Source organism: Streptomyces sp. NPDC058401 (assembly GCF_042722885.1).
Classification (GTDB): Bacteria; Actinomycetota; Actinomycetes; order Streptomycetales; family Streptomycetaceae; genus Streptomyces.
This window is the reverse complement of record NZ_JBHXKA010000154.1, coordinates 1-18,095: the sequence shown is the minus strand read 5'-3', so window position 1 is coordinate 18,095 and position 18,095 is coordinate 1. Positions and strand designations below refer to the sequence as shown.

Here is an 18,095-nt window from a genome sequence, read left to right as displayed (position 1 = left end):
ATAACACGCATACTAGTGCTACCTATATTCATTAAGTTCTCTTGGGAGGTTTTATGTTTATAATTCACTGGCCCTCCCCCTTCCCCACCTCGCCCGGCCCCCCCCGTAGCAGCGGGGGCCTTCGTGCGTACGGGCTGCGGGGCCTAGCCCAGCGGGTGCATCCAGCCGTGGGTGTCGGCCTGGTGGCCGGTCTGGAGGTCCAGGAGGGCCTTGCGGAGCTTCATGGTGACCCCGCCGGGCTCACCGGTGCCCTGGGTCCAGTTCGCGCGCTCCGACTTGACGGAGCCGACCGGGGTGATCACGGCGGCGGTGCCGCAGGCGAAGACCTCGGTCAGGGTGCCGTTCTCGTTGTCGCGCTTCCAGTCCTCGGTGGTGATCCGGCCCTCTTCGGCGGTGTAGCCGAGGTCGCGGGCGATGGTGAGGAGGGAGTCGCGGGTGATGCCCGGGAGGAGCGAGCCGGTGAGCTCGGGGGTGACGATCCGGTCGCCGTACACGAAGTACAGGTTCATCCCGCCCATCTCCTCGATCCAGCGGTGCTCGACGGCGTCGAGCCAGACCACCTGGTCGCAGCCGTGCTCGGCGGCCTGGGCCTGCGCGACGAGGGACGCGGCGTAGTTGCCGCCGGTCTTGGCGGCGCCGGTGCCGCCCTTGGCGGCGCGCACGTACTCCTCGGAGAGCCAGACGGAGACGGGCTTGACGCCTCCGGGGAAGTAGGCGCCGGCCGGCGAGGCGATCACGATGAAGAGGAACTCGTTCGCCGGGCGGACCCCGAGGCCGACCTCGGTGGCGAACATGAAGGGCCGCAGGTAGAGCGAGGCCTCGCCGGAGTCCGGCACCCAGGCGCGGTCCTGCTTGATCAGCGCGTCGCAGGCGTCGATGAACAGCTCGGTCGGCAGCTCCGGCATCGCCATCCGGCGGGCGGAGGACTGGAAGCGCTCGGCGTTGGCCTGCGGGCGGAAGGTGGCGACGGTGCCGTCGGGCTGCTTGTAGGCCTTCAGCCCCTCGAAGATCGTCTGCGCGTAGTGCAGCGTCATGTTCGCCGGGTCCATCGACAGCGGCGCGTACGGGACCAGCTCGGCGTCGTGCCAGCCGCGGCCCTCGGTCCACTTGACCGTGACCATGTGGTCGGTGAAGTGGCGGCCGAAGCCGGGGCTGGCCAGGATCGCCTCGCGCTCCGCGTCGGACAGGGGGGTCGAGGAGGGCTTCAGCTCGATCGTGGGCGTCGTCATGAGTGCTTGTCCTTCACCGGTTTTGTAGGGCGGACCGCGCTCACGGCGTACTAGGACGTCCGAGCTTCCCCGTATTCCGCGGCCTCGCGTTCGATTATCGCCCGGGAGGAGGCTTCGGTGAAACGGGGTGAATTGCGGCCCAGGAGAGATGGTGACACCCGGGGCCGCACAGGAAAAGCCGCCGGGTGCGGTGATCGCGACCCGGCGGCTTCCTGGAGGTGGGGCTACCGGGTCAGCCGGCTACTCGCGCGGCGAGGGCGTCGCCGATGGCCTCGGTCGAGCGGAAGGTGCCGTCGCGCTCGGCCAGGTCGGCGGAGACCGCGTCCTCGATGCGGACGGCCTGCTCCTCGTAACCGAGGTGGCGCAGCAGGAGGGCGACCGAGAGGATCGTCGCGGTCGGGTCCGCCTTGCCGGTGCCGGCGATGTCCGGGGCCGAGCCGTGGACGGGCTCGAACATGGACGGGAAGGCGCCGGTCGGGTTGATGTTGCCCGAGGCGGCCAGGCCGATCCCGCCGGTCACGGCGGCGGCCAGGTCGGTGAGGATGTCACCGAAGAGGTTGTCCGTGACGATGACGTCGAAGCGCTCCGGCTGGGTGACGAAGAAGATCGTCGCGGCGTCGACGTGCAGGTAGTCGGTGGTGACCTCGGGGTACTCCTGGCCGACCTTGTCGAAGATGTTCTTCCACAGGTGACCGGCGTACACGAGGACGTTGTTCTTGTGGACCAGCGTCAGCTTCTTGCGCGGGCGGCCGTTGGCGCGCTCGTACGCGTCACGGACCACGCGCTCGACGCCGTAGGCCGTGTTGATGCTGACCTCGGTGGCCACCTCGGCCGGGGTGCCGGTGCGCAGGCTGCCGCCGTTGCCGGTGTACGGGCCTTCGGTGCCCTCGCGGACCACGACGAAGTCGATCTCCGGACGGCCGGCGAGCGGGGTGGCCGTGTTGGGGAAGAGCTTCGACGGGCGCAGGTTGATGAAGTGGTCGAAGGCGAAGCGGAGCTTCAGCAGCAGACCGCGCTCCAGGACGCCCGACGGGACCGAGGGGTCGCCGATGGCGCCCAGCAGGATCGCGTCGTGGTGCTTGAGGGCCTCGAGCTCCGCGTCCGGGAGGGTTTCACCGGTGCGGTGCCAGCGCTGGGCACCGAGGTCGTATTCCTTGGTCTCCAGCTTCACATCCTGGGGCAGGACCGCGGTAAGGACCTTGAGGCCCTGAGCCACGACTTCCTGGCCGATGCCATCACCGGGGATCACTGCGAGATTGATGCTGGTCGACATGGTGGAACCGTACTCCTTGTCCCATCCCTCAGACATATTGCGTCCACGATGTGGACGCAATATGTCCCGGGCCGGACGTGCTCAGCGGCAGGTCAGTGGCCGGTCGAGCCGCCGTTGTCGCGGCGGTCCAGCGCGCGCTGGAGGGCGGCGGCGGCGTTCTTCCGGTCCGCTTCGGCGGAGGCGGAGCGGCGGACGCGGCGGGTGGTGGTGGAGGGGGTGTGCGTCATGGTGATCGACTCCTTGAGATCACGGCGTGGCGGGGCCACGGATGAGGGGTTCCTTCAAGGCGCCGGAAGAGGCGGGGAGCGGTGCGCGACAGGGGTTGCCTGCCATGGGGCGCGCGCTCTCGACCGCCATTCGCCGGATCGGCGAGACGTTCGGCTTCTACAACGTAGGCCAGCTCCCGCTGTATGTCTCCGCAATTACTCGGACTTCCTACTATCTGAGACGGCGGACGGTCCGGAAGGCCTCTTCCGGGGCTCCGATTTCAGCCGGTTCCGGCGCGAAGTTCCCTGATCAGAGCCCTTACGGCGAGGGTGGAGGCGGATTCCGGTGTGGTGACGTACCCCACCCGCCTCACCGGCCCCTCCGGACCCAAACCAGTGACCTCCACGGCTCCGGCCGCCTCCCGCAGGGACAGCTCGGGCATGATCGCCATGCCGAGCCCCCGGCCGACCAGCGTCAGCACCATCGCGTCGTCCTCCGCCTTGACCGTCGCCCGCGGGATCCAGTCCTGCGCCAGCCACCAGGTGCGGGTGTACGAGCCGCAGTTCTCGTCCCAGTCCAGCAGCGGCAGCGCCTTCGGGTCGGGATGTCCCGCCGGATGCACCAGGGCGTACGCCTCCTCCACGAGCACCCCGCTCAGCAGACCGGGCGGCAAACCCTGCGCACCGCCCAGCGTCGCGATCCCGAGGTCCGCGCGACCCGCGGCCACCTCCCCGGCCGTACCGGCGCCGAGCTCGCGCACCACCCGGACCTCGGGGCGGATGCCGGGGTGGCGGGCGGCGAGCCGCTCCAGGGCGGGGGGCAGCAGGTGCAGGGCCGCGCTGCGGAACGCGGCGATCCGCAGCACGCCGTCCAGCGCCACCGGGTCCGCGGCGGCCCGGCCCGCGCCGCGCACCTCCGCGCCCATGACCTCGTACAGCCGCAGGATCCGGCGGGCGTGGCCGGCGGCCCGCTCCCCCGCCGGGGTGGGCGAGGCGCCGCTCCGGCCGCGCTCGAAGAGCACCGCGCCGAGCTTGGCCTCGCTGCCGCGCACCGAGTGCGAGACGGCCGACTGGGTGAGGCCCAGCGAGGCCGCCGCGGCGGAGAAGCCGCCGCTCTCGGCGACGGCCACCAGCACCCGCAGTTCCTGCGGGAGGAGCTCGGTCACAGGGCTCTCACCTCGTTCTATGAGCGTCGTTCATGGGTGTGTGGCTTCCATGAGCCCAACCCTCTGCCCGGACCGGCGATTCCCTCCTAGCGTCGGCGCCATGACCACGAACGCCGCGTACGCCGTCCACCTGACCGCCCGTCCGTCCGGCTTCCCCGCCGCCTCGGACTTCGCCTACGTCCAGAGCCGCGTCCCCGAGCCGCGGCCCGGCACGGCCCTGGTGGAGAACCTGCTGCTGTCCGTGGACCCGTACCACCGCGGACTGATGGACGGCGGCGAGGGCGGCTTCGAGCTCGGCGCCCCGCTGGAAGGCCGCTCGGTGGGCCGGGTCCTCGCCTCGCGCGATCCGGGCCTCGCGGAGGGCGACCTGGTCTTCCACCGCGAGGGCTGGCGCACCCACGCCCTCGTCACCCTGGGCGCCGGCGGCACCCGCAAGCTGCGCGGCCACCCGGGCGTCCCGCTGGAGGCGTACCTCTCCGTCCTCGGCGGCACCGGGCTGACCGCGTACGCCGCCCTGACCCGCACCGCGGCCCTGCGCGAGGGCGAGGACCTCTTCGTCTCGGCCGCCGCGGGCGGGGTCGGAACGGCCACCGGCCACATCGCCCGGCTGCTCGGCGCACGCCGGATCATCGGCAGCGCCGGTTCGGCGGCGAAGGTCCGCCACCTCACCGGGGTCCTCGGCTTCGACGCGGCCTTCGACTACCACGACGGGCCGGTCGGGGAGCAGCTCGCGCAGGCGGCTCCCGACGGCATCGACGTCTACGTCGACAACGTCGGCGGGGACCACCTGGAGGGGGCCATCGACGTGCTGCGCGAGTACGGGCGGATCGCCTGGGTCGGCGGGATCTCGATGTACAACGGCGACCGCTCCCCCGCCGCTCCGCGCAACCTCTTCGAGGTCGTACACAAGTCGCTTCGCCTGGAAGGGGTATTGGTTCGCAATCACACCAATCTGCAGGAGGAGCTGGAGGACTTCCTCGTGCCCCATCTGCGCAGTGGTCGGATCGGTACCGACACCACCGTTGTCCAGGGGTTTGATCACACGGTGGATGCCTTCCGGGGGATGCTCCGAGGGGACAATCTGGGCAAGATGCTCGTACGGGTCGCCGACTGAATCAGGCCACCCGGATGTTCACCGAGTTCTTACCGCACGGATGTAGACCTTTGGCGCGGCTACCGCCACTCTTGCCGTCAACGTGCCAGCGGGGCACTTGAGTTGGAGGCGAGTAGCCAGTGACACCGATCAGCCGCAGAGGATTCGTGGGCATCGGCGCCGGGCTGATGGCGGGGGCCGCCCTGCCCGCGATCGCGCCGACCTCGGCGGCAGCGGCCGCCGCGTCCGGCACGATCACCGACGTGAAGCACGTGGTGATCCTGATGCAGGAGAACCGCAGCTTCGACCACTACTTCGGCAGGCTGAAGGGTGTCCGCGGCTTCAGTGACCGCGCCGCAGGCAACATTCCCGGCGGCTGGGGCATGTTCAACCAGCCCAACTGGGGCGGCCGCCAGTACCCGTGGAAGCTCAGCTCCACCCCGGCGGTGGGCGGGGTCGACGGCGAGACCCTCGCCCAGTGCAACGGCGACCTCCCGCACAGCTGGACCTCGCAGCACGCGGCCTGGAACAAGGGCCGCCTGGACAACTTCGTCACCGGCGTCGGCAACACCCGCACCCTCGGGTACCTCGACCGCGGCGACATACCGTTCCACTACGGCCTCGCCGACAACTACACGATCTGCGACGCCTACTTCTGCTCCACCCTGAGCGCGACCGGCCCCAACCGCACCTTCCTGTGGAGCGGCAAGGTCGACGCGGGCAGCAAGGACGGCGGCGACGAGTCCGGGCTGACCTGGGAGACGTACGCCGAGGCCCTCCAGCGCGCCGGGATGAGCTGGAAGGTCTACCAGAACGCCCAGGACAACTACGGGGACAACGGGCTCGCCTACTTCAAGAAGTTCACGGACGCCGCCCCCGGCAACCCCCTGTGGGACCGGGGCATGGGCTCCGTCCCCAAGGTCACCGGCTCCACCCCCGACGACATCGCCGCCGCCATCCGCGCCGACGTCGTCGCCGGCACCCTCCCCCAGGTCTCCTGGGTCGTGGCGAACGAGGCCTTCTCCGAGCACCCGTACGCCCCGCCCGGCGACGGCGCGCACTTCGTGGACCTGGTCTACCGCGCGCTCTCGGCCAACCCGGAGGTCTTCGACTCCACCGTCCTCTTCCTCAACTACGACGAGAACGACGGGTTCTTCGACCACGTCCCGCCGCCGGTCGCCCCGCCCGGCACCGCGGGCGAGTACATCGACGGCGTCCCGATCGGGCTCGGCTTCCGCGTCCCGATGATCGTGATGTCCCCGTGGACCCGCGGCGGCTGGGTGAGCTCCGAGGTCTTCGACCACACCTCCGTACTGCGGTTCATGGAGAAGTGGACGGCCGCGCTCGGCACCCCCGCAAACTCTCCGAACATCAGCGCCTGGCGCCGCAAGGTCACCGGCGACCTGACGGGCGTCTTCGACTTCGCGCGCCCGGTCTACGGGGTTCCCGCCGGCCTGCCCTCCACGGCCAAGGTCATCGGCCAGGCGACCTGCGGCCCGCTCTCCAACCCGGTGCCGCAGGACAACGCGCAGCCGGTGCAGGAGGCCGGGACCCGGCCCGCGCGCGCCCTTCCGTACCAGGTCAACGGGAACCTGGACCGGTTCGAGTTCGGCTCGGGCGGCAAGATCCTGGCCTGGTTCTCGATGACCAACGCGGGCACCGAGGCGAAGCAGGCCGCGCACTTCTCGATCCACCCGCACCAGTACCGGGACACGGCCGCCTGGCAGTACACGGTGGACGCGGGCGCCACGTCGGCGGACTACTTCAACATCGGCACGGGCAGCGGCGCCGGCAAGTACGACATCTCGATGTACGGACCGAACCGCTTCCTGCGGCGCTTCATCGGCGACGCGTCGAAGGCGGGGAAGTCCATCGAGGTCGTGTCCCGCTTCGCGGTGGAGCCGGGCACCGGCAAGACGGCGCTCTACCTCAAGCTGACGAACGCCTCGGCCTCGCCGGTCACCTTCACGATCCGGGCGAACGCCTACCGCACGGACGGTCCGTGGACCTACACCGTGCCGGCGAACTCCTCGCGCGAGGACTACTTCAACGCCGTCGCCTACAACAACGGCTGGTACGACTTCACAGTCCTCGCCGACTCCGACGGCACCTGGTCGCGCCGCTACACGGGGCACATCGAGTCGGGCGCCCCGAGCATCTCGGGCTCCTAGCCGGCTCCGCTAGAGGACGTCCCCGTCGCGCCAGTCGAAGTACAGCGGCCCGGCGGTGGGATCGAGCAGCACCCCACCGCCGGGCGGCGCCCACACGTACGTCGACCCCTCCTCCTCGGGCAGCCGCTCGGGCCCGCCGGGTCCGAGCACCCCGATCTCCCCGCCCCACACCCGCCAGCCGCGGCCCGCGTACAGCCGGGCCCCGTCGGCGGAGGCGCTGAGCGCCCCGAGCACGTAGGCCCGCCCGACGATCCCCTCGGCCGCCTCCATCACCGCGCCGCCGAGCCCGCGCCCGCGCCGGTCGGCCCGTACGGCCACGGCCTCGACGTACCCGGTGCGCAGCGCCCGCCCCCGGTGCAGCACCCGGCGCTGCACGACGCTCCCGTGCGCGACGAGCTCGCCGCCCTCGTGCACCAGCACGTGCATCCCGCCGAGCGCGTGCTCGAAGTCCTCGTCCCCGAAGTCCCCCTCGAAGGCCCCGCCGAGCAGCTCCCGCACCCGCCGCAGCTCCTCCTCGGCCAGCTGCGAGGTGTGCCGCAGCGAGATCCCGTTCACGTCAGAGTCGCTCATGGCGCGACCGTACCAAGCGGGCTCCCCCACCACTCGTATCCGCTATGCGGACATGAAATATCGCCCACCGGCCGGATTGGGCCGACGCGGCTCTGGCGGTCTGGACCATTGGCTCGGCAGACTCGCCCCATGTCTCCCGATACCCAGCAGTGGACCCCGATCCACGGCCAGCCGTACCGTCCCGCCCCCTACCGCCCCGAGCGGATGCCGGCGCAGGAGTCCCTCGCGCGCGCCGCCGAGTTGCGGGAGCGGATGGACGGGCGCAGGACCGTACGCCACTTCTCCGCCGACCCGGTGCCCGAGCAGGTGGTCCGGGACGCCATCGCGTGCGCGGCGACCGCGCCGTCCGGGGCGCACCAGCAGCCGTGGACCTTCGTCCTCGTCAAGGACCCCGCCGTACGCGAGCAGATCCGCGCGGCCGCCGAGCAGGAGGAGCAGCTGTCCTACGACGGCCGCCTCGGCGACGAGTGGCTCGCGGCGCTGCGCCCCATCGGCACGGACGCCGTGAAGACGCACCTCACCGACGCCCCGGCCCTGATCGTGGTGTTCCAGCAGCGCTACTGGCTGGGCGAGGACGGCACGAAGCACAAGCACTACTACGTGGACGAGTCGGTCGGCATCGCGGTCGGCATGCTCCTGTCCGCGCTCCACCTCTCCGGCCTGGCCGCCCTGATCCACACCCCGAGCCCGATGCGCTTCCTCTCCCACGTCCTGAACCGCCCCGAGAACGAGAAGGCCTTCGCGGTCATCCCGGTCGGCTACCCGTCCCCCGACTGCGAGGTCCCGGACCTGGTCCGCAAGTCCCTGGACCAGGTCATCGTCGAGGTCTAGCCCCTGGCATCCGGCTCGGCGGGCGGCCCCTCCTCGGCGGCCCGCCCGCCGAGCGCTCCGGCGAGCCGCATCCCGATCCGGACCCGGTCCTCGGGTGTCCCCGCGTCCATGGCGGCCCGCACCTGCCGCAGGATGAGCCAGTCCCGCAGGACCTTGGTGATGCCGAGTACCGCAGCCGTCAGCACCGCCGCGGTCAGCATCCGTGGATCCTCGGCAGCTGCTTCACCAGCCCACAGGGGCCCTTCCGTACGACGAGTGCCGCTTCACCGAACGCCAGCCGACCGCCACCCCGGCCAGCGCTGTCCTGACCGGCGGTGAGCCCGCTGCGGCACAGCCGCCGGGTCAAGTCGTCCGCCTCGACGGAGCAGCACCATTCGATGGACAGCTCCCGGGCGTTGCGGGTGTAGGCATTCGCCCAGCCGTGGGCCGACCCCGCCGCGTTGACGAGACGAGGTCGCCGGATGAGCCGGCTGAGCAGACGGTCCCGGTCGGCTCCCGCATCCGTCGCCCCCACGGGCCCGTCGGTTTCCCACGGATGCAGGTGGTCCCGGTTGTGCCACCAGATGTGCTCAGCACAGGCAGGTTGGTCGAGATAGGAGGCCCACTCCGGATCCGGGTGGGCCAGGACGACCGAGGCATTTCGTAGGAGACTCCGCAGCCGTACCCGGCCGCCCTCCCGTACCGGCCTCAGACCGGGAACCCCGTATCGCAGCTGCCGGGCCAGGTCGACGCGGGGAAGGAGCACGGACAATACCCGGGTACCCATCTCCGGGTGCACCCAGAGTTCCACGCCCTCGGGACCCGGTACGGATCGGACCAGTCCGAGGACGGCTCCGTCGAGCTGATCGCCGCGCAGCCCGTTGGCGAGTACCACCAGCAGCTCCGCCTCCAGAGCCCTCTGATCGGCCCCTTCGGCGTCGGGCACGGGTTGCGAGCGGCTGATGAGGCCATCAGCGGCCCACCGCAGACAGGTGTGGTGCGGGAGCCCCGTCGCCTCACGGCAGACTGTGGCGACGCGGTGGCGGTTGTCGGTGCGCTTGGACATACGTCTCCCCGGACTCCGCCCCGGCACGGCAGCGTAGAGGTGTGCGTATCTCCGATTCGTGGAACCCACCCCGCACGGGAACTCGTGAGAGCCCTTCGCTCCCTCGGGAAGCCGGGCCCGAGTACTGGAGCGTGTCGCCGTACGCGACAACTCCGTTCAGGCTAGCACCAGTCGGCGTGCCGGGACATGGAAACCGCCCCCGCTCCGGACTTGGGGGTACCGGAGCGGGGGCGGGGTTCGGCGGGGCGGAGGTCAGCCCATGTGGGGGTAGCCGTACTCGGTCGGCGCGACCAGGGTCTCCTTGATGGAGCGGGTCGACGTCCAGCGCATCAGGTTCGACGCAGCGCCGGCCTTGTCGTTGGTGCCCGAGGCACGGCCGCCGCCGAAGGGCTGCTGGCCGACGACGGCGCCGGTCGACTTGTCGTTGATGTAGAAGTTGCCCGCGGCGAAGCGGAGCTTCTCCATCGCGTCGGCCGCCGCGTAGCGGTCCTGCGCGATGACGGCGCCGGTCAGGGCGTACGCCGAGACGGACTCCATCTGGGCGAGCATCGCGTCGAACTCGGCGTCCTCATAGACGTGGATCGCCAGGATCGGGCCGAAGTACTCGGTCGTGAAGACCTCGTTCTCCGGGTCGGTGCACGCGATGACGGTCGGGCGGACGAAGTAGCCCTCCGCGTCGTCGTAGGTGCCACCGGCGACGATCTCGCAGGTCGGGTCCGCGGCAGCGCGGTCGATCGCGGCCTTGTTCTTGGCGAAGGAGCGCTCGTCGATGACGGCGCCGATGAAGTTCGTCAGGTCGCGGACGTCACCCATGGTGATGCCGTCGACCTCGGCCGCGAAGGCCTCCTTGAAGCCGTCGTTCCAGATCGAGGCCGGGACGTAGGCGCGCGAGGACGCCGAGCACTTCTGGCCCTGGTACTCGAAGGAGCCGCGGGTCAGGGCGGTCTTCAGGATCGCGCGGTCCGCGGACGGGTGCGCGACGACGAAGTCCTTGCCGCCGGTCTCGCCGACCAGGCGCGGGTAGGACTTGTAGGTCTCGATGTTGGTGCCGACCGTCTTCCACAGGTACTGGAAGGTCTTGGTCGAACCGGTGAAGTGGATGCCCGCCAGCTCGGGGTGGGTCAGCGCCACGTCGGAGACGGCGATGCCGTCGCCCGTCACCAGGTTGATGACGCCCTTGGGCAGGCCGGCCGCCTCCAGCAGCTCCATCAGGAGGACCGCGGAGTGGGTCTGCGTCGGGGACGGCTTCCACACGACCACGTTGCCCATCAGGGCCGGGGCGGTCGGCAGGTTGCCCGCGATGGCCGTGAAGTTGAAGGGGGTGATCGCGTAGACGAAGCCCTCGAGGGGGCGGTGGTCGCTGCGGTTCCACACGCCGGCGGAGTTCGCGACCGGCTGCTCGGCCAGGATCTGGCGGGCGAAGTGGACGTTGAAGCGCCAGAAGTCGACGAGCTCGCACGGGGTGTCGATCTCGGCCTGCTGCGCGGTCTTCGACTGGCCCAGCATGGTGGACGCGGCCAGCTTCTCGCGCCACGGGCCGGACAGCAGCTCGGCGGCGCGCAGGATGATCGCGGCGCGGTCGTCGAAGGACATCGCGCGCCAGGCCGGGGCGGCGGCCAGGGCGGCGTCGACGGCCTCCTGGGCGTCGGCCTGCGTTGCGTTCGCGTAGGTGCCGATGACCGACTTGTGGTCGTGCGGCTGCACGACGTCGAAGCGCTCGCCGCCGCCCATCCGCTTGACGCCGTTGATCGTCATCGGGAGCTCGATCGGGTTCTCGGACAGCTGCTTCAGCTGCGTCTCGAGGCGCGCGCGCTCCGGGGTGCCGGGGGCGTACGAGTGGACCGGCTCGTTGACCGGCACGGGGACCTGGGTTACAGCGTCCATGATGCGGGGTGCTCCTTGAGCTAGTGGGAGGGCCTAGTTCTTGGTGATCATCGAGCGGAGGAAGAAGAGCAGGTTGGCCGGCTTCTCCGCGAGGCGCCGCATGAAGTAGCCGTACCAGTCGGTCCCGTACGCCGTGTAGACGCGCATCCGGTGGCCCTCGGCGGCCAGCCGCAGGTGCTCCTCGCCGCGGATGCCGTACAGCATCTGGAACTCGTACTCGTCGAGCTTGCGGCCCGCCTGGCGGGCGAGCTCCTGGCCGATGGCGATCAGGCGCGGGTCGTGGGACCCGATCATCGGGTAGCCCTCGCCCTCCATCAGGATCTTCAGGATGCGGACGTACGCCTTGTCGATCTCGGCCTTGTCCAGGTACGCGACCTCGGCGGGCTCCTTGTAGGCGCCCTTCACGATGCGTACGCGGCTGCCGGCCGCGGCCAGCCGGCGGGCGTCGGCCTCGGTGCGGAACAGGTACGCCTGGATCACGCAGCCGGTCTGCGGGAAGTCGCGGCGCAGCTCCTCGTGGATGGCGAACATCGAATCGAGGGTGGTGTGGTCCTCGGCGTCCAGGGTCACGGTGGTGCCGATGGCGGCGGCGGCCTCGACGACCGGGCGGACGTTGGCGAGGGCGAGCTCGTGGCCGCCTTCCAGCGCCTGGCCGAACATGGAGAGCTTCACCGACATCTCGACGGTCTCGCCGAGGCCCAGGGGTGCGAGCTGCTCGACGAGCTCCAGGTACGCGTCACGCGCGGCGTGGGACTGCTCCACGGTGGTGATGTCCTCGCCGACGACGTCGAGGGTCACCTCCAGGCCCTTGCCCGTCAGGTCCTCGACGATCGGGATGACCTGGTCGACCGTCTCACCGGGGATGAACCGGTTCACCACGGGCTTGGTCACCGGGGCGGCAGAGACGATTCGGCGCATCTTGTCGCTGCGCGAGGCGGCGAGGATCGCGGGACCCAGCACGGGGTACCTCCAACGGGGGCGGGCAGAAGCAGACATTCAGCCCGCGCCGGGACGACGGAGGCCATAAGGAAAACGCAAGTGAAACCACCGTGAAACCTAGGGATCTCCCCGATCCTCTGCCATCGACAGCTGTCACGCATCCGTGGCCCGGATCTCATACATCTGTCTGAAGAGCCGGTGCGGGGGTGGGAGAATGTGCGCGTGAAAGGCGATTACCAGGACCTGGTGGACGAGATTTCGGCGCTGCTCGGCGCTCCGGCGACGCTGGAGAACCGGGACTTCCGCCTCATCGCCTTCGGCGCGCACGACAGCGATGACGATCTGGCGATGGACCCGGTACGGACCCGCTCGATCCTGACCCGCCAGTCGACGGCGGCCGTCCGGTCCTGGTTCGAGGGCTTCGGCATCGCCCGCGCCACCGGCCCGGTCAGGATCCCGGCCGCCCCGGAAGCCGGGGTCTTCCGGGGGCGGATCTGCCTGCCGGTGCGCTACCGCGGGATCGTCCAGGGCTACGTATGGCTCCTCGACCAGGAACCCGGTCCCGACGCGGGGTCGCTGGCCGCCGCCATGGAGGTGGCCCAGCGGATCGGGCTGCTGCTCGCGGAGGAGGCCAGGGCGGGGGCCGACCTGTCCCGGGAGTTCCTCGCGGTGCTCACGGCCGGACGCGGCTGGCAGCAGGACATGGCGGTGGCCGCGCTACGGGTGGCACTCGGTCCGGGCGGCGACGGACCGCACGCCGCGGTCTGCGTGAGCCCCTGGTCCGGCGAGGCCCCGGCTTCGGTCCCGGGAGCGGCGGCCGTCTGCGTGGTGCCGTGGCGGGGGGCCGGCAACCAGGAGCCCCCGGCGGGCGGCGGCCCGGCGGGGCATTCCCTCGCGGTCCTGATCCGGCTGCGCGGCGCGGACCCGCTGGCTCCGGCGCTCACGGCGATCTCCCGCCTGATGCCCCGCGGGGCCGGCGGGGCCGGCACCGGTGCCAACACCGGCACCGGCCCTGGCGCCAACACCGGCACCGCCGCGCCGAAGGCCACCCCGAAGGCCGCCGCCCCCGACGCGGCCACCGGAGTGACCGCCGGGGTGTCCGACCCCGTACGGGCGCTCACCGGACTGCCCGCCGCCTGGCAGCAGGCCACCGCCGCCGCCCGGGCCGCGGCGGCCGGGCCGCGGCTCGGACCGGTCGCGCAGTGGTCCGCGATCGGCCCGTACCGGATGCTGGCCTCCGTGGCCGAGGAGGCCCTGGACGACCCGGTCGCCCGTACCCTGCGCGGTCCGGCCAATCCCGAACTGGCCCGGACGGCCGAGGTGTTCCTGGACTGCGCCGGCCAGGCGGGCCGCGCGGCGGCGGCCCTGGGGATCCACCGCCAGACCCTGTACTACCGGCTGTCCCGGGTGGAGCAGCTGACCGGGCTCGACCTGGACGAGGGCGAGGACCGCCTGCTCCTGCACATGGCCCTCAAGGCCGCCCGCCTGCACGGCTGACGTACGCGACGTCAGGCCGGACCGGCCTTCGCCGCCGTCATCGCCGCCACCGCGCGCCGCATTCCCTCCGTCAGTTCCGCCGGGGTGGCGGCCGACTCGGGGTCGAAGAGCCACTGGAGCATGAACCCGTTCAGCAGGGCCTGGTAGAAGGTGCCGGAGGTCCGCACGTCCTCCTCCGTCAGGTCCTCCTCGGGCACGCCGGTGAACATGGAGACCAGTCCCTTGCGCCCCTCCCCCTGCGAGGCGGCGAGCAGCGCCCGCAGTTCGGGCAGCCGTTCGCGGTCCCGGGTCACCGCGACCTCCATGCTGGCCGCCCAGATCGGGCCGGACTTCTCGTGCCCGTCGTGCACCCCGTCCCAGACCGAGCGGAAGCGTTCCAGCGAGCCGCCCTCTCCCTTCACCGCACCCGTGAACCGGTCGCCCCACTCCTGGACGACGGCGATGAACGCCTCCGTCATGAGGGCGTCCTTGGAGCCGTAGTGGTAGCCGATCGAGGCCAGGTTCGCACCCGAGGCCTTGACGATGTCGCGGGCGGTCGTGCCCACGAAACCCTTCTCGACCAGGCACTTCTTCGCACCTTCGAGCAGATCTTCGCGATGTCCCATGCCTTCACGGTAGCCAAGACACCCGTCCTACACAAACGTCCTACACAAATGTTCTATACGGCCGTACTAGACAGACGTTTATGACGCTTGTACATTGCTGCTCATGACGAACCCCCAGAACCCCGCAGCACGTCTCGCTGGTCGCCGGGAATGGACCGCGTTCACCGTTCTCGTGCTCCCGCTGCTCCTGGTGTCGATGGACGTCTCCGTCCTCTACTTCGCCATCCCGGCCATCACCCGGGAGCTGGACCCCAGCGCCACCCAGCAGCTCTGGATCTTCGACAGCTACGCCTTCGCCCTCGCGGGCCTGCTCATCACGATGGGCTCGCTGGGCGACCGGATCGGCCGCCGCAAGCTGCTGCTGGCCGGTGCGGCCGCCTTCGGACTCGCCTCCGTCGCCGCCGCCTACGCCTCCAGCGCCGAGATGCTCATCGCGGCCCGGGTCCTGCTCGGAATCGGCGGCGCGACCCTGATGCCGTCCACGCTCGCCCTCGTCCGCAACCTCTTCCAGGACGACAAGCAGCGCGGCAAGGCCATCGCGATCTGGTCCGGCGCCATGACCGGCGGCATCGCCCTCGGCTCCGTGCTCAGCGGGGTGATGCTGAACCACTTCTGGTGGGGCTCCGTCTTCCTGATCAACGTGCCCGCGATGCTGCTCCTGCTGGTCCTGGTCCCCGTGCTGGTCCCCGAGTTCAAGGACCCGGCGCCCGGCCGCTTCGACCTGCTGAGCGTGCCGCTGTCGATGGCCGCCGTGCTGCCGGTGGTCTACGGGCTCAAGGAGATCGCCGCCGAGGGCTTCACCCCGCTCCACGCCGGCTGCCTCGCCGCCGGCCTGGCCTTCGGGTGGCTCTTCGTCCGCCGCCAGCGCACCCGTGACGACGCCATGGTCTCCCGGGCCCTCTTCCGGGAGCGCGGCTTCGGCGCCGGCATCGGCCTGAACACCATCGCCGCCTTCGCCATGATGGGCTCGGCCTACTTCAACACCCAGTACCTGCAGTCGGTGCTCGGCATGGGCACCCTGGAAGCCGCCCTCTGGAGCCTCGCCCCCTCGGTCTTCATCGGCGCCGCCGCCCCCGTCAGCGCGGTCCTGGCCCAGAAGACCGACCGGGCCTACGTCATCTCGGGCGGCTTCGTCCTCGCCGCCGCCGGGTTCGTCCTGATCAGCCTGGTGGACACCGACGCGCTGTGGCTGCTGCTGACCGGAGCCGGGGTCCTGGCCTGCGGCATCGTCACCGTGCTGTCCCTGGTCTCCGACATGGCCCTCGGCTCCGCCCCCGCCGAGAAGGCCGGCTCGGCCGCCTCCTTGCTGGAGACGGGCCAGGAGTTCGGCGGGGCTCTCGGGATGGCCCTCCTGGGCAGCCTGGGCACGGCCGTCTACCGTTCCGACCTGGCCGGCTCCGAGCCCGCCGTCCGGGAGACCCTCGGCGGGGCCGTGGCCACCGCTCAGGGGCTCGGCGGCGCGGCCGGCGGGCAGGTCCTGACGGCGGCCCGGGAGGCCTTCGTGCACGGGATGCAGTACGCGGCCTGGGGCGGTACGGTCCTGCTGCTCGCGGCGGCGGTACTCGCCGCGGCCCTGCTCCGGGGCCGCGGAGCGCAAGCCCAGGCCCCGGCTTCGGCGGAGCCGGCTCCGGCCGTCGAAGCGCTCGCGCACTGAGCCTCGTAGCGGAGCAGGACACACGAAAGGGCCCGGGGTCTCCCCCGGGCCCTTCGCGTCTGTCTGCTGCCGCAGCGTCAGCCGAGGCTGACCGTACGGGCCGAGACGGCGCCGATCTCGGTGGCGATGTCCGCGAGGACGTTCACCGGGGCCTCGGCGTCGACGGTGAGGACCGCGAGGGCCTCGCCGCCCTCTTCGGCGCGGGCGACCTGCATGCCCGCGATGTTGAGGCCGGCCTCGCCGAGGATGCGGCCGACGGCGCCGACCACGCCCGGGCGGTCGGCGTAGCGCAGGACGACCATGTGGTCGGCGAGCGCCAGGTCCACGTCGTACTCGCCGATGCCGACGATCTTCTGAAGGTGCTTCGGGCCCACGAGCGTGCCGGAGACCGACACCTCCTGGCCGTCCGACAGGGTGCCGCGGACGGTCACCACGTTGCGGTGGTCCGGGGACTCCGAGGAGGTGGTCAGGCGGACCTCGACCCCGCGCTCCTGCGCGAACAGCGGGGCGTTGACGTAGGAGACCGTCTCGTCGACGACGTCCTCGAAGACACCCTTGAGCGCGGAGAGTTCGAGCACCTTGACGTCGTGCTGGGTGATCTCGCCGCAGACCTCGACGTCGAGGCGGACCGCGACCTCGCCCGCGAGGGCGGTGAAGATGCGGCCGAGCTTCTCGGCGAGGGGCAGGCCGGGACGGACGTCCTCGGCGATGACGCCGCCCTGGACGTTGACCGCGTCGGGCACGAGCTCACCGGCGAGCGCGAGGCGCACCGACTTGGCGACCGAGACACCGGCCTTCTCCTGGGCCTCGTCCGTGGACGCGCCGAGGTGCGGGGTGCAGACGACCTGGTCGAGCTCGAACAGCGGGGAGTCCGTGCAGGGCTCCTTCGCGTACACGTCGAGGCCGGCGCCGGCGACGCGGCCTTCCTTGATGGCCGAGTACAGCGCGGCCTCGTCCACGATCCCGCCGCGGGCGGCGTTGACGATGCGGACGGACGGCTTGACCTTGTGCAGGGCCTCGTCCCCGATGAGACCGAGGGTCTCGGGGGTCTTGGGCAGGTGCACGGTGATGAAGTCGGCGACTTCGAGCAGCTCGTCGAGCGTCAGCATCTTGACGCCCATCTGGGCGGCGCGCGCGGGCTGCACGTAGGGGTCGTACGCGACGATCTTCATGCCGAAGGCCGACATGCGCTGGGCGACCAGGACGCCGATGCGGCCGAGGCCGACGACACCGAGGGTCTTCTCGCTGAGCTCGACGCCCGTGTACTTGTTCCGCTTCCACTCGCCGTTCTTCAGCGCGGTGTTGGCCTGCGGAATGTTGCGGGCCGTCGCGACGAGGAGGCCACAGGCCAGTTCGGCGGCGGTGACGATGTTCGAGGTCGGAGCGTTCACGACCATCACGCCGGCCTTGGTGGCGGACGAGACGTCGACGTTGTCCAGACCGACGCCGGCGCGGGCGACGACCCTCAGCTTCTTGGCGGCGGCGATGGCCTCGGCGTCGACCTTGGTCGCGGAGCGGACCAGGATCGCGTCGACGTCCACGATCGCGGGCAGCAGCTCCGCGCGGTCGGCACCGTTGCAGTGCCGGATCTCGAAGTCCGGGCCGAGCGCCTCGACAGTGGCGGGCGACAGCTCTTCGGCAATGAGTACGACAGGTTTCGAGCTCACGTGGGTCATCCTCACAAGTCCAGTGCGGACGGCCGTCCCGACGGCCGCAGGCGGTGGAGGGGGTAGCCGCGTGGAAGACGCACGACACTGTGGGCCTGACGCGTTGTGTTGAGCAGTGTAGTGGCGGATCCGGGAGGGAATTCCGCCTGTACGGAAGGATCACCCGCACGAGATTGGCCGGGGTGGACAAGCGGGCCTCCGTGAGGCCCGCGGTACGGGTGCCCGAGCCCGTGTGCCGCGGGGCCGGGACGCATCGTCCCTGTCT

Annotated in this window: 16 protein-coding genes; 5 read left to right on the top strand and 11 right to left on the bottom strand. The window is 70.9% G+C overall.

Going from position 1 to position 18,095, the window contains the following annotated elements; translation table 11 throughout:
- Window positions 1-143: 143 nt before the first annotated feature.
- From ACFWNV_RS34690 to ACFWNV_RS34675, 4 genes are all read right to left on the bottom strand, one after another.
- A complete protein-coding gene (locus ACFWNV_RS34690) occupies window positions 144-1,229 on the bottom strand; it encodes a branched-chain amino acid aminotransferase (protein ID WP_383954808.1) in 1,086 nt (361 codons plus the stop codon).
- A gap of 232 nt (window positions 1,230-1,461) precedes the next feature.
- Entirely contained in the window at window positions 1,462-2,502 is a 1,041-nt protein-coding gene (locus ACFWNV_RS34685; RefSeq protein WP_383954806.1) for a 3-isopropylmalate dehydrogenase, read from the bottom strand.
- 92 nt (window positions 2,503-2,594) lie between these two features.
- Entirely contained in the window at window positions 2,595-2,729 is a 135-nt protein-coding gene (locus ACFWNV_RS34680) for a hypothetical protein (RefSeq protein WP_383954804.1), read from the bottom strand.
- 260 nt (window positions 2,730-2,989) lie between these two features.
- On the bottom strand, window positions 2,990-3,874 hold the full coding sequence (locus ACFWNV_RS34675) for a LysR family transcriptional regulator (protein WP_383954802.1): 885 nt from the start codon (window positions 3,872-3,874) through the stop codon (window positions 2,990-2,992).
- A 100-nt stretch (window positions 3,875-3,974) separates the two neighbouring features.
- Between ACFWNV_RS34675 and ACFWNV_RS34670 the strand changes: the two genes are divergently transcribed.
- Window positions 3,975-4,988 carry an NADP-dependent oxidoreductase gene (locus tag ACFWNV_RS34670; RefSeq protein ID WP_383954800.1) on the top strand — a complete coding sequence of 338 codons (1,014 nt, stop codon included), beginning with the start codon at window positions 3,975-3,977 and terminating at the stop codon, window positions 4,986-4,988.
- A 119-nt stretch (window positions 4,989-5,107) separates the two neighbouring features.
- Window positions 5,108-7,138 (top strand): phosphocholine-specific phospholipase C, encoded by a 2,031-nt coding sequence (locus ACFWNV_RS34665; RefSeq protein ID WP_383954798.1) that lies wholly within the window; start codon window positions 5,108-5,110, stop codon window positions 7,136-7,138.
- Between the two features lie 9 nt (window positions 7,139-7,147).
- On the opposite strand, the gene ACFWNV_RS34660 is transcribed toward ACFWNV_RS34665, so the two are convergent.
- Window positions 7,148-7,708 (bottom strand): GNAT family N-acetyltransferase, encoded by a 561-nt coding sequence (locus ACFWNV_RS34660; RefSeq protein WP_383954796.1) that lies wholly within the window; start codon window positions 7,706-7,708, stop codon window positions 7,148-7,150.
- 129 nt (window positions 7,709-7,837) lie between these two features.
- Between ACFWNV_RS34660 and ACFWNV_RS34655 the strand changes: the two genes are divergently transcribed.
- Window positions 7,838-8,539: a nitroreductase family protein gene (locus ACFWNV_RS34655; RefSeq protein ID WP_383954794.1), complete on the top strand. Its 702-nt coding sequence runs from the start codon at window positions 7,838-7,840 to the stop codon at window positions 8,537-8,539.
- Here the strand turns inward: ACFWNV_RS34655 and ACFWNV_RS34650 are convergent.
- The 4 genes from ACFWNV_RS34650 to ACFWNV_RS34635 all read right to left on the bottom strand — a co-directional run bounded on the left by ACFWNV_RS34650 (window position 8,536) and on the right by ACFWNV_RS34635 (window position 12,428).
- Window positions 8,536-8,739 carry a hypothetical protein gene (locus ACFWNV_RS34650; protein WP_383954792.1) on the bottom strand — a complete coding sequence of 68 codons (204 nt, stop codon included), beginning with the start codon at window positions 8,737-8,739 and terminating at the stop codon, window positions 8,536-8,538. The genes ACFWNV_RS34655 and ACFWNV_RS34650 overlap by 4 nt on opposite strands.
- Window positions 8,733-9,584, bottom strand: coding sequence for a hypothetical protein (locus ACFWNV_RS34645; RefSeq protein ID WP_383954790.1), 852 nt, complete (start codon window positions 9,582-9,584; stop codon window positions 8,733-8,735). Before ACFWNV_RS34645 ends, ACFWNV_RS34650 begins: the two co-directional genes overlap by 7 nt.
- 252 nt (window positions 9,585-9,836) lie before the next feature.
- A complete protein-coding gene (gene pruA / locus ACFWNV_RS34640; RefSeq protein ID WP_383954788.1) occupies window positions 9,837-11,468 on the bottom strand; it encodes an L-glutamate gamma-semialdehyde dehydrogenase in 1,632 nt (543 codons plus the stop codon).
- A gap of 33 nt (window positions 11,469-11,501) precedes the next feature.
- Window positions 11,502-12,428 carry a proline dehydrogenase family protein gene (locus ACFWNV_RS34635; protein WP_383954786.1) on the bottom strand — a complete coding sequence of 309 codons (927 nt, stop codon included), beginning with the start codon at window positions 12,426-12,428 and terminating at the stop codon, window positions 11,502-11,504.
- Between the two features lie 201 nt (window positions 12,429-12,629).
- Here ACFWNV_RS34635 and ACFWNV_RS34630 point away from each other — a divergent pair, with 201 nt between their 5' ends.
- Entirely contained in the window at window positions 12,630-13,904 is a 1,275-nt protein-coding gene (locus tag ACFWNV_RS34630) for a PucR family transcriptional regulator (protein WP_383954784.1), read from the top strand.
- An 11-nt stretch (window positions 13,905-13,915) separates the two neighbouring features.
- On the opposite strand, the gene ACFWNV_RS34625 is transcribed toward ACFWNV_RS34630, so the two are convergent.
- Entirely contained in the window at window positions 13,916-14,509 is a 594-nt protein-coding gene (locus ACFWNV_RS34625; RefSeq protein WP_383954782.1) for a TetR/AcrR family transcriptional regulator, read from the bottom strand.
- A 103-nt stretch (window positions 14,510-14,612) separates the two neighbouring features.
- On the opposite strand from ACFWNV_RS34625, the gene ACFWNV_RS34620 reads away from it, so the two are divergent.
- Complete coding sequence (locus ACFWNV_RS34620) at window positions 14,613-16,163, top strand: MFS transporter (protein WP_383954780.1); 1,551 nt, start codon at window positions 14,613-14,615, stop codon at window positions 16,161-16,163.
- Window positions 16,164-16,240: 77 nt separating this feature from the next.
- Here the strand turns inward: ACFWNV_RS34620 and serA are convergent, their stop codons facing one another.
- Entirely contained in the window at window positions 16,241-17,830 is a 1,590-nt protein-coding gene (serA, locus tag ACFWNV_RS34615; protein ID WP_383954778.1) for a phosphoglycerate dehydrogenase, read from the bottom strand.
- Window positions 17,831-18,095 lie beyond the last annotated feature (265 nt).